This is a genomic window from Rheinheimera metallidurans (genome assembly GCF_036983985.1).
Taxonomy (GTDB): domain Bacteria; phylum Pseudomonadota; class Gammaproteobacteria; order Enterobacterales; family Alteromonadaceae; genus Alishewanella; species Alishewanella metallidurans.
This window is the reverse complement of sequence record NZ_JALAHQ010000002.1, coordinates 471483-483928: the sequence shown is the minus strand read 5'-3', so window position 1 is coordinate 483928 and position 12446 is coordinate 471483. Positions and strand designations below refer to the sequence as shown.

The 12446-nt window shown below is 45.9% G+C and carries 13 protein-coding genes and 1 pseudogene; 5 read left to right on the top strand and 9 right to left on the bottom strand.

From position 1 onward, the window contains the following. Positions 1-56: 56 nt before the first annotated feature. Positions 57-374, top strand: coding sequence for a quaternary ammonium compound efflux SMR transporter SugE (gene sugE, locus MN199_RS07585; protein ID WP_335738961.1), 318 nt, complete (start codon positions 57-59; stop codon positions 372-374). Positions 375-414: 40 nt separating this feature from the next. On the opposite strand, the gene MN199_RS07580 is transcribed toward sugE, so the two are convergent. The 3 genes from MN199_RS07580 to MN199_RS07570 all read right to left on the bottom strand — a co-directional run bounded on the left by MN199_RS07580 (position 415) and on the right by MN199_RS07570 (position 1741). Continuing rightward, positions 415-909, bottom strand: a complete 495-nt coding sequence (locus MN199_RS07580; protein WP_472511584.1) for a GNAT family N-acetyltransferase — start codon at positions 907-909, stop codon at positions 415-417. Continuing rightward, on the bottom strand, positions 909-1181 hold the full coding sequence (locus MN199_RS07575; protein ID WP_335738960.1) for a type II toxin-antitoxin system TacA family antitoxin: 273 nt from the start codon (positions 1179-1181) through the stop codon (positions 909-911). Before MN199_RS07575 ends, MN199_RS07580 begins: the two co-directional genes overlap by 1 nt. Before the next feature lie 155 nt (positions 1182-1336). Further along, a complete protein-coding gene (locus MN199_RS07570; protein WP_335738959.1) occupies positions 1337-1741 on the bottom strand; it encodes a ribonucleotide reductase subunit alpha in 405 nt (134 codons plus the stop codon). A gap of 168 nt (positions 1742-1909) precedes the next feature. Here MN199_RS07570 and MN199_RS07565 point away from each other — a divergent pair, with 168 nt between their 5' ends. Beyond that, complete coding sequence (locus MN199_RS07565; RefSeq protein ID WP_335738958.1) at positions 1910-3871, top strand: methyl-accepting chemotaxis protein; 1962 nt, start codon at positions 1910-1912, stop codon at positions 3869-3871. A 78-nt stretch (positions 3872-3949) separates the two neighbouring features. On the opposite strand, the gene MN199_RS07560 is transcribed toward MN199_RS07565, so the two are convergent. The 6 genes from MN199_RS07560 to MN199_RS07535 form a co-directional block, all read right to left on the bottom strand. After that, a complete protein-coding gene (locus MN199_RS07560; RefSeq protein ID WP_335738957.1) occupies positions 3950-4273 on the bottom strand; it encodes a c-type cytochrome in 324 nt (107 codons plus the stop codon). 12 nt (positions 4274-4285) lie between these two features. Next, positions 4286-4948 (bottom strand): SCO family protein, encoded by a 663-nt coding sequence (locus MN199_RS07555; protein WP_335738956.1) that lies wholly within the window; start codon positions 4946-4948, stop codon positions 4286-4288. Continuing rightward, positions 4945-5694, bottom strand: a complete 750-nt coding sequence (locus tag MN199_RS07550) for a formylglycine-generating enzyme family protein (RefSeq protein WP_335738955.1) — start codon at positions 5692-5694, stop codon at positions 4945-4947. The genes MN199_RS07555 and MN199_RS07550 overlap by 4 nt, the downstream gene beginning before the upstream one ends. A gap of 18 nt (positions 5695-5712) precedes the next feature. After that, complete coding sequence (locus MN199_RS07545; RefSeq protein ID WP_335738954.1) at positions 5713-6858, bottom strand: multicopper oxidase domain-containing protein; 1146 nt, start codon at positions 6856-6858, stop codon at positions 5713-5715. A gap of 150 nt (positions 6859-7008) precedes the next feature. After that, positions 7009-8199: an HPP family protein gene (locus MN199_RS07540; protein ID WP_335738953.1), complete on the bottom strand. Its 1191-nt coding sequence runs from the start codon at positions 8197-8199 to the stop codon at positions 7009-7011. 107 nt (positions 8200-8306) lie between these two features. Next, positions 8307-10562, bottom strand: a complete 2256-nt coding sequence (locus MN199_RS07535; RefSeq protein ID WP_335738952.1) for a nitric-oxide reductase large subunit — start codon at positions 10560-10562, stop codon at positions 8307-8309. A gap of 324 nt (positions 10563-10886) precedes the next feature. Here MN199_RS07535 and MN199_RS07530 point away from each other — a divergent pair, with 324 nt between their 5' ends. The 3 genes and pseudogenes from MN199_RS07530 to MN199_RS14775 all read left to right on the top strand — a co-directional run bounded on the left by MN199_RS07530 (position 10887) and on the right by MN199_RS14775 (position 12403). After that, positions 10887-11267, top strand: a complete 381-nt coding sequence (locus tag MN199_RS07530; RefSeq protein ID WP_335738951.1) for a SirB2 family protein — start codon at positions 10887-10889, stop codon at positions 11265-11267. 32 nt (positions 11268-11299) lie between these two features. Beyond that, positions 11300-11965, top strand: a pseudogene (locus tag MN199_RS14780) (methyl-accepting chemotaxis protein); the annotation flags it as partial. A gap of 51 nt (positions 11966-12016) precedes the next feature. Next, complete coding sequence (locus MN199_RS14775; RefSeq protein ID WP_418338084.1) at positions 12017-12403, top strand: CZB domain-containing protein; 387 nt, start codon at positions 12017-12019, stop codon at positions 12401-12403. The last annotated feature ends 43 nt before the right edge of the window (positions 12404-12446 follow it).

The window sequence follows — 12446 nt, the reverse complement described above, 5'->3', positions numbered from 1 at the left end:
ACCTCACCTCTCAATTTCGTTAGGGGACGGCCCCACAGCTAATTGCGAGGTGTGGTATGAGTTGGGTAATTTTGTTTGTTGCAGGGCTTTTAGAGATTGGCTGGGCCATTGGCTTAAAGTACACCGATGGTTTTACCAAGCTGTGGCCTACTGTTGGTACAGTGATTTCTCTGGTTGCAAGTTTTCTATTACTAGGTTTGGCGTTGAAAACGCTGCCAGTCGGCACAGCCTATGCGATATGGGTAGGTATTGGTGCTGTAGGTACGGCGCTTCTTGGAATATTATTGTTTGGCGAGTCCACTGACGTACTTAAGCTGGTCAGCTTAGGGCTGATTTGTGCGGGTATTGTTGGCCTTAAATTGGCGCATGCCTAATAAGACGTGCAAGCCTATAGTAAGCCGAGCGGGTGGTTAACTAATATAAGCTCGCTCTTAAATCTGAGACTGTGATAAACAACTTGTGCTTCGTATCTTCAAAGGATTGAAAGCCATAGTGTTGATAGAATTGCTTTGCCCCCTCTTTGGCGTCAACAATAACCACCGGAAAGGCTACGATGTCACTTGCGGCGATTAATTTACGCAGTGCATCAATAAGCAGCCATTCACCAAAGCCCTTACCTTGGTAGCGCTGGTCTACAGCTAAGCGGGCAATAAGGCCGCCAGACGTTGACGATTGGTGCTTTTTTTGTAACTTGTCAGGTAAGGCTTTTAAGTTAATGGGCGTCATGGTTAACGTGTAAAAGCCAATAATGTGCGAATTATCGTTTTTGTCTTCTAAAACAAAAGTTCTGGTGTTGTCTTTCTTGGCTTGCTGACTCGCCATGACTTTTAGATAGTTATTAAGTGTTTCAATGCCACAGTTGAATTGAGTTCTATCGTGTTTAGCTTTGTCTAATAACAGCGTATTCATTATTGAGTTTTGCTGTTGTAACGTTCAGAGGCCGCTTTTAGTTTTGCATTTGGTATTGCAGGGTTGTCTAGCGCGTTCATCAGTAATATGGCGTCTGCTTGGCTAAGAGTTATCGCTTGCTCCCGCTCAATTACTTGTTTTGCTTTTTCGATTGCCGCACTTAAAACAAATGAGTTAATACTAGACATGCCAGCGATGGCAGCCGCTTTAGTAAGTAAATCTTGGGTATCGATATCTACTCTGGCGGTAATGCGGGGTAACGGCGTCGCCATAATATAATCTCCTGTGCTATTAAAGTGTCACATAAGTATTATGGTCTTAACCTGGGTGATAAGCAATGCGCGTGTCACTTTGGCACGCGCAGCAGCAAAACGAGGTAGCTGGTTTAGTGGCGCATTGGCGTGTGCTTTACCATTTACTGGCTAGCTTAGTACAGCGCGACCAGTTCGCCGTTTTTATTAAAGGTTAGAAAATCGGCAATCATGCCGCCTTGAATTTTTTCCATCATCATTTTTAATGGCTGAGCAGCTTCATCGCTGTTGGGTGCAAAACCACCGCGGCCACCTAAAGCGGCAACAAAAGCAATATCCCAGTCAATACCGGTGTGAGTAGATTCTTCAACCAGTACTGAAAAATCTTCGATTTCTTCAGGCAGTTTATCAACGCAAAGTACCGGTGCTAACGTGCCGCCTTGCTGGTTGGCGAACCTTTGCTGCTGCGCTTCGGTATAGCCCCGTGGTAATTCAGCTTTAGCGAATACAAACATTAGGCGCTGCGGCTCAGGCTGCACGCTCGCTTCGCGAATTAAGTCGGCATAAGATTCAATATTCATATTTAAGCCCCAGTAACTATTTTTGTTAGTGTAACAAACCCACTTACTGCTTACATTGACCCCACTAGGGTAGAAGGCTAACCATAAAGAGGTAGCTACCATTATTTGTTAGGCTGCTGGGTATTTTTTACCTAAAATAGTTAGGATATTCACTAAAGGACAAACATAATGGCGCAATTCGTTCGAAACTTGAGCATCAGCCAAAAGCTGATGTTGCTACTTTTTTTGCCAGTAGTGATCGCGCTGTGGTTGTTAGTTAGCCAGTTAACCACCAGTTGGCAGCAGGTAAACTTGGCCCAGCAGGTGAATAGCGCCATTGACACCTCAATTGTAACTGACCAATTGGTAGGTGTACTGCAAGCTGAACGCGGCGCCAGTGGCGTATTTATAGCGAGCAGCGGTACAAAGTTTGCTGAACGAGTGGTGCAATTGCGCCAACAAACGGATTTGCAATTACAGACGTTTTTAGTACTTGAGGTGCCACAGCTACAGCAGGCACAGCAACAGTTACAACAATTATCGGCGCTGCGCAGCCAGGTAGATAAGTTAGCTATTACGGGTGCCTTGTCGGCCGAACGTTATACCGCCTTAATTAGTGCATTAATTAACGTAAACCAAAAGCTAGAAAGCGAGGTAACGCATTTAGGCATGGCGCAACAGCTGGCAACATTAAACCAGTTCACCCAAATGAAAGAACGCGCTGGCCGCGAACGCGCTATTTTAGGTGAAGTATTCAACCGTGGTAGTGCCAACAGTGCATTGCTAGCGCGGGTTAGCAGCAATATGGGCGCTTTTAATGCGTATTACGAGAACTTTACCCGCATGCTTAGCCCAGTGCAGTTAAGCGCTTGGCAACAGCTAAGCCAGCATAATAGTTTTACTGAAGTTACACGCTTGCAGCAACTTACAACTACGTCGCCATTGGAACAAAGCTTACAGGTTGATGGTGGCCAATGGTTTGATTTAGCCACGCTGCGCTTGGCAAAAATGAGCGAGTTTGAACAGCTGTTAAGCCAACATATTGTTGCTGAGGCGATGCAGCTTTATCAGCAAGCACAACGTAAATTATGGCTATTTGCCTTAGCAATAGTGTTAATTGTTAGCCTACTGGCAACGGTAGCCACTATTACTGTGCGCAGTATTGCTGAAGCGGTACACAGTATCGAAACGACGATAATTGCGTTATCGCAGCGTAATTTAACCGTACGTAGTAATTATGCAAGTAAAGATGAGTTTGGCCGTATTGCCCAAAGTACCAACACTATGGCGCAAGAGCTACAGCGCATACTTAATGAAATTGGTGCAGCTACCGCTCAAATTGCCACGGCGGCTGAAGAATCGTCAGCGGTTACCTTACAAACCAGTAAGGGCGTGCAACAGCAGCAGCAAGATACCGAAATGGTAGCTACTGCCATGCATGAAATGAGCGCGACCGTACGAGATGTGGCTAGCAGCACGGCAGAAGCGGCGGAGCTGTCTGAATCGGTGCAGCAAGGCTCAAAAGAAGGCCAAACTAAACTGGAGCAAACGATTAAACTAATTGAGCGCTTATCGGCACAGGTAGGTAGCACGGCTGCGGTAATTGATAATGTTAAACATGACAGTGAAGCCATTGCTTCAGTGCTCGATGTCATTCGCGGCATTGCCGACCAAACCAACTTACTGGCATTAAATGCGGCAATAGAAGCCGCGCGTGCAGGCGAACAAGGCCGTGGTTTTGCTGTAGTGGCTGATGAAGTAAGAACGTTAGCGCAGCGCACGGCGCAATCGACAGGTGATATTCAACGCATGATCGAAGTGTTGCAGCAAGGCGCGATACAAGCCTCTAATGCTATGCGGTTAAGCTTAGATCAGGCGCACGAGGGCAGTGATAAGGTGGCAGAAACCGGCGAAATTCTTGCTAGTGTGTTGTTAGGTATTAACAGTATTAATGACAAAAATATGCAAATAGCCTCTGCTGCCGAGCAGCAAAGCACGGTAGCTGAAGATATTAACCAGAAGATACTGAGCATTAGTGATGTTGCAGCGCAAACTAGCGCCGGTGCTACGCAAATGGCCAGTACTAGCCATGAGTTAGCCGCTTTAGCGGAGCAGTTACAAACCTTAGTTAGCCGCTTTAAGTTAGCTTAATTTAGCCCTTAGGTATTTTGCTAAAATAGGCATAAAAAAACACCGCAAATGTTGCGGTGTTTTTTATTTAATTGACGTTTAACGACGTTGTTGCTGACTAAAGTAGGCGGCTAAATTAGCAACATCTTCTTCGCTCAGTGGTTTAGCCATGGCAATCATAGATGCAACCATAGGCCCGCTGCCTTCACCTTTACGATAAGCATTTAGTTTAGCTTGTAGCTCGTCACTGCTTTGTCCGGCGAGTGTTGGGTACATCTTCGGCATTGGGCTATTACCATCGCGGCCATGACAACCGGCACAGATACCGGCTTTGGCTTGGCCAGCCTCGGCATTGCCTTCAGCTTGTGCTGGTAAAGTAAAAATAAGGGCGAGGGCGGCGAGTCCAGAGAGTAGGAGTTTCATAAGTTTTACCTCTTAGTGGTGCATAAGTTGTGAAATGCGCGCTACGGCCGCTGCAGGGTCTTGGCGTAAACCTTCTTGGCGTGCGGCAATGCGGCCTTCTTGATCAAGCACGGTTAGCACATTACTGTGGTTAAAATTACCGTCATCATTTTTATTGTATCTAATACCAAGCAGGGCTGCGAGCGTACGAATGTCGTTAGCGTCGCCATGTAAAAAATGCCAGTTATCGTCCAGTGCGCCCACGCGCTCTGCGTATTCGGCTAAAGCCTGTGGCTGATCGCGTTCGTGGTCAAAGCTAACAAACACCACGTTAATACCGGCCCTTACATGCACAGGTAAGGCTTCAACCAGTGTTTTAGCATCTAATACCAATAGTGGGCAGGCGGTGCGGCAATTACCGTAAATCATACTGATAATTACTGGCTTGCCTTGAAACTGGCTTAACTGCACTTGCTGCTGGCGTTGGCTTTGCCAGTTGGCGTCAAAGTGATACAGCGAGTCGTCAAAATTAACCGCTGCAGGTTTAAGCGCAGTATGGTGCATAGTGTGCGCGTTATGTTCGTTATGTGTAGCAGCGGCCTGATGTTGGCTATGCGCATCGCGTTGCTGTGCCACAGCGTTGGTGGTTATACCAATTGCTGCCGCTAAACTTACGGCTAATACTAGTTTATTCATTTGTTGCTCCTTACTGAGTAAGCACAACGAAAGCCCAGAGTGCTGGTAGTGCTTTGTGGGCGGTAATTGCTGCGGGATTGATAGCGTAAAAAGCTGGCGTAGTGCGCGGTATCAAACTCGGCCATAAAGCGAGCAGTGTCACCACACGAACCACTAAGGGCGTCTACGTCATCACCATTGGTGAGCAGTAGCTGAAAATCGTCAACCCATTCATTAACTTTGCCTATTAAACCTGCTGGCCCAGCCGTTATTTGCTCGGCAAACAGGGTTTGCTGCGGGTTGCTAAACCAGCTAAATACCAGCTTGGCATAGTTAGCGTCGGATAATTGTTGCTGTTCGCGCCACTGTTGTACGCTGTATTCCCATTCATTTAGTGTGGGTAGGCGGCCGCCTTGCGCCTGACAATAAGCGCGGGCGGCAAACCAGGATACTCGTGTTACTGGCGTGTCGGCATTTACGTTGGCGGCCGGTGTTACATCATCTTGCCAATGGCGTAAATAATCTTTATCGGCAAAAACAACGGGTACTTGGCTGCGTTGCCACTGTGGGTTAGCGAGCACAAAGTTAGCAAACTGCTGCTCTGCTACTGAATTACGGTCTAAGGCAAAAGCCGCAATAGTAATAGTTTGCTTTGTTTTGCTTAGCCGAATTGCCGGCGTAAAGGTGCCTGCGTCAATGACAACTGTATCCGCAGCAACGGCGACCGCGCTAACCGCAAAAGCTAAAACTGTTGCTAATGCTTTCATCAGTAGGCACCCCTTCACTTATTTGGCTTTACGTGGGCCGGCCACTAATGCGCCGGCTGCGCCGCGTTCGGCATCGGCAAACTCGTGGTCTACCAATTTATATACTCCGGCTTCTGGCACAATAAACTCCATTACTGCGCTGTTGCTGGCGCCAAGTAACACGGTTTGCATACCACGCCATTCGTTTTCAATATTGCCTTCGTACCAAACACGGTCAAAAATGGCACCAATAACGTGGAAGCTAGAGGTACCGCTTGGCCCAGCGTTTAGCATATAAATGCGTACCCGATCACCGGCATTGGCTTTTAATGGCGCATCGGATAACGCACTAACATGGCCATTAAAGGTAACGTGGCTTGGGTTGCGCGCCATGGCCGCGTCGTGGTTGTAAATGTAGTTGTTTTCAAACTTTTCTAGGTAAAACTCTGATTGTACGATGACATATTCATGGTCCACTTTTTTATCTGTTGGATAACCGTTTTTCGGTGATACCACTACCGCACCGTACTGGCCCATTGCGGTATGCATTAGCACGCTGGGTGTACCGCAGTGGTACATATAAACACCGGGATAGTTAGCTACCCATTCAAACTGAATGGTTTCACCTGGAGCGATGCTTTGCCACTTATCATCAGCGGCTACTGTGCCGGCATGAAAGTCCATTGAGTGCGGCATGGGGCTTATTACCGGTTTATTGTTTTGGTATAAGTTAGCTTGCAGCTGAGCAAAGTAGGGCGCGCCACCTTTAACCGGGTTAGTGACCGATACTTCTTCGTCAGAGCGGTTTTTCATAGTAAATACCACGCGGTCGCCTTCACGTACATGCAGTGTTGGCCCGGGTACTGAACCGCCAAATGACCAAGCAGCATAACTTTGGCCAGGTGCTACTTCTACTTGCTGGGCAAATACGTCCATTCGTACTTGGTGTTCTCGATTGCCGCGATAGTCGAGTTTTTTCAAATTTGGTAATGCCGTAACGTAGTCACCAACCACAGCTGGGCCTTGGTAATCTTCGGTATAAACTTTGGCCTTAGGCATGCCAAACACCATGCCATCAATAATAAATTCGCCGGGATGTTTTAATGTGGGCGCTGCGCAAGCGGCCACTGATGCCAGCCCAAGTAAAATGCCTGCTGCAAGTTGCGATATGGCTAAATTTTTCATAGGTTACCTCTTATCATTGAACGACTACTGAGTTATTAGTTGCAATGATAATGTAAATAGGCAGGGTGAATAATGGTAGTTGGGAGTAGTGGCTATACCTCTGAATGGGTGGTATGACCACCGCTTGTTGTTGCGGTAAGTTCCTTAGTGTTAAGCACTGGCAACTTGGTTGCTAAACAGTGCAGCAATTAGATCAGATTGGGTAATAATACCCACCAGTTGTTGCTGGGCATTAAGCACCGGAATATGGTGTAAACCCTGATCAGATAATATGGGTACCAAAGCGACAATATGGTCATCTTCATGCACTACGGTAAGGTTACTGACCATAATTTCTTCTACTTTACGTTTGTAGTGTTTGTTGTGGCGGTTTTTCAGTAATAAGTTATTGAGATGACGCAATAAACCCCAGTAATGCGGCACCTTTAAGTTTTTCAGAAAATCGACGGTGGCGATCACACCTAGTAACTGCGTATTGCTATCGGTTACTGGCAGCATACTTATTTTATGTTTACGCAGCAGTTGCCACGCGCTAGCAACGGCCGTATCGGGGGTTACGGTGATTAGATCGCGCGACATAATATCGCGACAGCGAATTTCACCACTTTTACGCTGATACGCATTTAATTGTGCTTGGCGATATAGGCGTTCTAAGTCTTGTTCGCTTACGTCAATTACTGTGTCAAAGCTATTAAGTGCGCTAAGTAAATCTTCAGTTTGTAAGCCTAGGCGTTTTAACGGTGATTTATCATGATGCAAATGCACGGGGTCGAATTTTTGGCTGGGCTTTTGTAAGCCACGTTTTAACAACACTTTGTTTAATACGAGTGATACCGCCAGCATTACAAACACGCTAAGCGCTACCGGATACAGCAAAAAATCATAGCCTAAAATTTTATCACTAGCAGCAATAACCGGTACTAAGGCGGTAGCGCCGCCGGGCGGATGCATACACTCAAAAATGTACATAACAAATAGCACTAAACCAATAGTGGTGGCGGCCATTAGTGCTAAATCGGTAAATAGATGCGAGCAAATAAGGCCAACCGTAGCCGAAATTAAATGGCCACCGACAAACGACCAAGGTTTAGCTAGCGGGCTGTTCGGTAAACCAAATAACAATACTGACGATGCGCCCATAGAGGCCAGTAACACTACAGTACTGGTAGTATCGGCTAATTGTAAGCAGGTAAAGGTAACAACAAACAGGGCAATAAAAGCTGCTAACGCCACTTTTAAGCGTTCACTAAGCGGAATGGCTGATAATGTTTGGCTGTCTTGTTTAACTAATCCTAACTGTGCGGCAAGGTTACGAAACAGGTTTTTAACGTTGGTTTGCACCGAAGTGTCCAGAATGTGCGAGCAAGGGCGGCAATTATAAAGATTTTAAAAAAAGACACCACAGCAAAGGCCGTGGTGTCTTATAATTTTTACGCCTAACTTAGTGGTTAAATCTTCTGCTCTGCCGCTTTAGTATTAAACACACCTTTAACGACCTGCCAGCTTACTGCTAACGCACCAACGATGAAGATAACGTCACCGATGGTACGAACCCAGCGTAGCGTATGCAGTAAATCACTTTGCATAAAGGCTTCGCTACGCGCATACCATAAGCCTTGGCTTGCGCTGGCATAAAACTGAATAAAACCAATAGGTAGCAAGCTGGTAAATAGCATTAGTACCAAGCCACCGTTCATCCACCAGAAGGCGGTTTTCATTAGTTTTTCATCAAATTTTAGCTGCGGGCGAATATAACGCAGTATCAATAAACAGAAACCTAAGGCTAAGAAACCATATACACCAAACAGTGCCGCGTGAGCATGGGTTGGTGTAGTGTTTAAGCCTTGAATATAGTACAGCGCTATAGGTGGGTTAATCATAAAGCCTAACACACCGGCACCAAGCATATTCCAAAACGATACTGCAACGAAAAACATCAGAGGCCATTTTAAGTCAGCCATCCACGGTGCCTGATTTTTCATACGCCATTGTTCAAAGGCTTCATAACCTAACACTACTAGAGGTACAACTTCTAGCGCACTAAAGGTAGCGCCAACAGCCATTACCGGTGTAGTTGTGCCTGAGAAGTACAAGTGGTGGAACGTACCAGGAATACCACCCAGCATAAATAACGATGCTGAGGCTAAACTAGCACTGGTAGCCATAGTGCGTGATACCAAGCCCATGCTATGGAAAATAAAGGCTAAAGATACCGTGGCGAATACTTCAAAGAAGCCTTCTACCCACAGGTGTACTACCCACCAACGCCAGTATTCCATAACTGATAAATGTGTACGCTCGCCGTAAAATAAACCGGCACCGTAGAACATACCAACACAGATAACTGATGCGGCAAATAAAGCCAATAGGTTTTTATCACCTGGTGCTTTAAGCGCCGGAACGATGGCGCGCAGCATTAATACTAACCAGAATAAGATTCCGATGTATTTAATGATCTGCCAGAATCGGCCAATATCAATGTACTCATAACCCTGATGACCAAACCAGAAGCTATATTCATGCGGCATTATTTGCATAATAGCGAAGTAGTTACCGGCAAACGAGCCTGCAACTAACACCACCAATGCCCAAAACAGTATGTCGACACCGAGTTTTTGGAACTTAGGATCTTTACCACCGTTGATAATCGGCGCTAAAAATAAGCCTGCGGCTAAAAAGCCGGTGGCAATCCAGAACATCGCTGCTTGTAAGTGCCAAGTACGGGCTAAAGTATAAGGGATCCACTCAGTGGTATTTAAGCCATAGAAGCCGTCACCTTCAACAGTATAGTGCGCGGTAAAACCACCCAAGAACACTTGCAGTGTAAATAGCGCAACTACTACTACAATATATTTACCTAACGACTTTTGTGACGGCGTTAGTTTAAGGCTAGCAATAGGATCTTTTTTAGGCGATACCGGCTGTTCATCATCATGTTTGCGAAGGAAAGCCCACGCCCATACTAGTGCGCCAACACCGGCTATTAATATAATAATACTGATTAAAGACCATATTAGGTTTTCAGCCGTCGGCTTATTATCAATTAACGGCTCATGCGGCCAGTTGTTGGTATAGGTTGCTGCATCTGGTGTGCGCTCAGTAGATGCGGCCCATGCCGTCCAGAAGAAAAACTGTGTCATCTCTTGGCGACGAGACAATGAAGGTAGCGTATTGTTTTTCATCGCATAGTTATTGCGAGTTTCGGTTAACGTTGGGTCGTCACCAAATAGCGCAATATAGTGCTCAGCGGTTTGCTCAATGGCTGTTATGCGACGGTCAGTTAACTGCAACGTATCAGATGCTACGTCATAAGTATTAGTGCGATAGGCTTGCTTTAATTCAAACTGTAAGCCGTTTTGCTGCGCAGGGGTTAATGACGCATAGCTCGCGCTATAGGTGTCCTGTGCGGCTAGTTCTAACCAGGCTAGCAATTCACGGTGTAACCAATCAGCAGTCCAATCTGGCGCTTGATAAGCACCATGGCCCCAGATAGAACCTAACTGCATACCACCAACAGATTGCCATGCGGTTTGACCATTTAAAATGGTCTCATTGGTCATTACCACATTGCCTTGCGCGTTAACTATCTTTGCCGGAATAGGCGGCGCCGAACGATATACTTCCGTACCAAAATAACCTAAAAAGCCAAAGGTTATTGCCAAGGTGCAAATTAACACCCACCAGAGTTTACGATATGCAGCCATACTGCCTCCTGATCCCAAAAAATTCGCGCCAAAGTGTCATGTTTCACTCCTGTTTTTTTACTTACTACCAGGTACTTACCTAGCTTTTGTTGTATAAGCAAAAACTAGGCCGACATTTACAGCTTTGTTTTTACTGGTTAAATAAGGGGTTTAAAGTTTTCTGGGTAATTTAAACCTAACTTAATTTGGGTCTATTTTACCGTGTGGGTTGCATTTACCCTATACGCTATTGGTGCAGGGTGAAAACTACCCCTTTAGTTGTATAGGCAGATGAAAAAAATTAGTTTAAGGTGCGGCGAAAATAGCTTTGTTTAAGGCGCTGCAATGGAGTTTTATTTACCCGTCAAGCATTGGCATATGGCCTTTGCCTATTTAAGCGCCACATTATTTATGCTGCGTTTAGCTCTCGATGTGGCCGGCAAGCCCGGTTGGCGTAATAGCAAGTGGCGGCGTTTGCCGCATATCAATGATACCTTATTGTTAACCATGGCTTTTACCTTGTTAGCTATTGGCCCGTGGCAGCCTTTTGCCCATCAGTGGTTAGGCTTTAAAATTTTACTGCTTATTGGCTATATCCTTTTTGGCATCATGGCGTTAAAGCCAACACTAAGTGCCGTGGTGCGCTCCGTTACTGCCATACTTGCATTACTGCAGTTGGCGGGCATTTTTTATTTGGCTACCTTTAAACCCATCCTTTTTAGTTAGTCGGTTTTTGTTACTTTTATGCCGAGGTTAAGATGTGGAAAATTGTGCGCAGTAAGGATTTGCAGGCAAATTCAGCACAGCTAGATAGTTGTCAGCAACAACTTAGAGAATTACAACAACGTAACCAGCAACTCGACGCTCAACTTAGCGCCGCGCAAGCACAAAATGCCAGCTTACAAACCCGAACGCAGATACAACAACAAATTGTTGGCGAGCTAGGTCAGTTTGAAGAAAGCATGCAGTTGATGCAAAACTCCATGTTACAGCTGTCGCAACGGTTAACGAAACAGCAGCTTGAAGCCTCATCAATAAAGGGCTTGGCCCAGCAAAGCGGCACGCAAATGCATACCTCAGCCACGCAGTTGCAGCAGCTAGAAAAGCAGTGTGAAAAAGCTGAGCAAAGCCTTTCACAACTTACCGCGCAAACTGAAGCAATCTCGAGCGTTGTTAACTTAATTACCTCTGTTTCAGAGCAAACCAACTTGTTAGCACTTAATGCGGCTATTGAAGCGGCCAGAGCGGGTGAGCATGGCCGCGGCTTTGCTGTTGTTGCTGATGAAGTACGAAAGCTGGCAGTAAAAACCACAGAATCGACGGCGCAAATACATAACTTTATTAAACGTATTGCCGAACAGGTAGCCGATACCGGCCTACAAATTAGCCAGATAGGTAAAGAAAATGCGGCATTATCAGAGTACTTTGCCGATAGCCTGCATAGCCAACAGGCGATAAGCGCTAGTTGTATTCAAATGGATAAAAGTAGCACTATTGCGGATATGGTATTTGCTGTTGAATTAGCCAATTTGCAGGAGTTGTCGATGAAAATGACCGTGTACCGCACTGTACTCGGTGGTGCCGATTTTCATGCCGCGGATATACCCGATGAGCATCAGTGCCGGTTAGGCCAGCTGTACGATAATATGCTGGCGCAAGAAACGATAAAGCCCAGTGCTGTGTATAAAAAGATTGATCAGCCACACCGCGCTGTGCATCAGCAAGCAAAAGATGCGTTGAATCATTACCATAAAGCCGAGTGGCCAAATGTGCTACGTTGTTTAAACCACATGGAGCAAGCAAACTTGCAAGTAATGGCATTAATGCAGCAATTACTGGCCGATATTAGCCGCGATATATAAACTGCGGCCAATTATTAATCGTTAAATATGGCTAGCAAAATAG

Coding starts and splice junctions, on each gene's coding strand:
- sugE (WP_335738961.1), top strand. CDS start 57: ATGAGTTGGGTAATTTTGTTTGTTGCAGGGCTTTTAGAGATTGGCTGG.
- MN199_RS07580 (WP_472511584.1), bottom strand. CDS start 909: ATGAATACGCTGTTATTAGACAAAGCTAAACACGATAGAACTCAATTC.
- MN199_RS07575 (WP_335738960.1), bottom strand. CDS start 1,181: ATGGCGACGCCGTTACCCCGCATTACCGCCAGAGTAGATATCGATACC.
- MN199_RS07570 (WP_335738959.1), bottom strand. CDS start 1,741: ATGAATATTGAATCTTATGCCGACTTAATTCGCGAAGCGAGCGTGCAG.
- MN199_RS07565 (WP_335738958.1), top strand. CDS start 1,910: ATGGCGCAATTCGTTCGAAACTTGAGCATCAGCCAAAAGCTGATGTTG.
- MN199_RS07560 (WP_335738957.1), bottom strand. CDS start 4,273: ATGAAACTCCTACTCTCTGGACTCGCCGCCCTCGCCCTTATTTTTACT.
- MN199_RS07555 (WP_335738956.1), bottom strand. CDS start 4,948: ATGAATAAACTAGTATTAGCCGTAAGTTTAGCGGCAGCAATTGGTATA.
- MN199_RS07550 (WP_335738955.1), bottom strand. CDS start 5,694: ATGAAAGCATTAGCAACAGTTTTAGCTTTTGCGGTTAGCGCGGTCGCC.
- MN199_RS07545 (WP_335738954.1), bottom strand. CDS start 6,858: ATGAAAAATTTAGCCATATCGCAACTTGCAGCAGGCATTTTACTTGGG.
- MN199_RS07535 (WP_335738952.1), bottom strand. CDS start 10,562: ATGGCTGCATATCGTAAACTCTGGTGGGTGTTAATTTGCACCTTGGCA.
- MN199_RS07530 (WP_335738951.1), top strand. CDS start 10,887: ATGGAGTTTTATTTACCCGTCAAGCATTGGCATATGGCCTTTGCCTAT.
- MN199_RS14775 (WP_418338084.1), top strand. CDS start 12,017: ATGGATAAAAGTAGCACTATTGCGGATATGGTATTTGCTGTTGAATTA.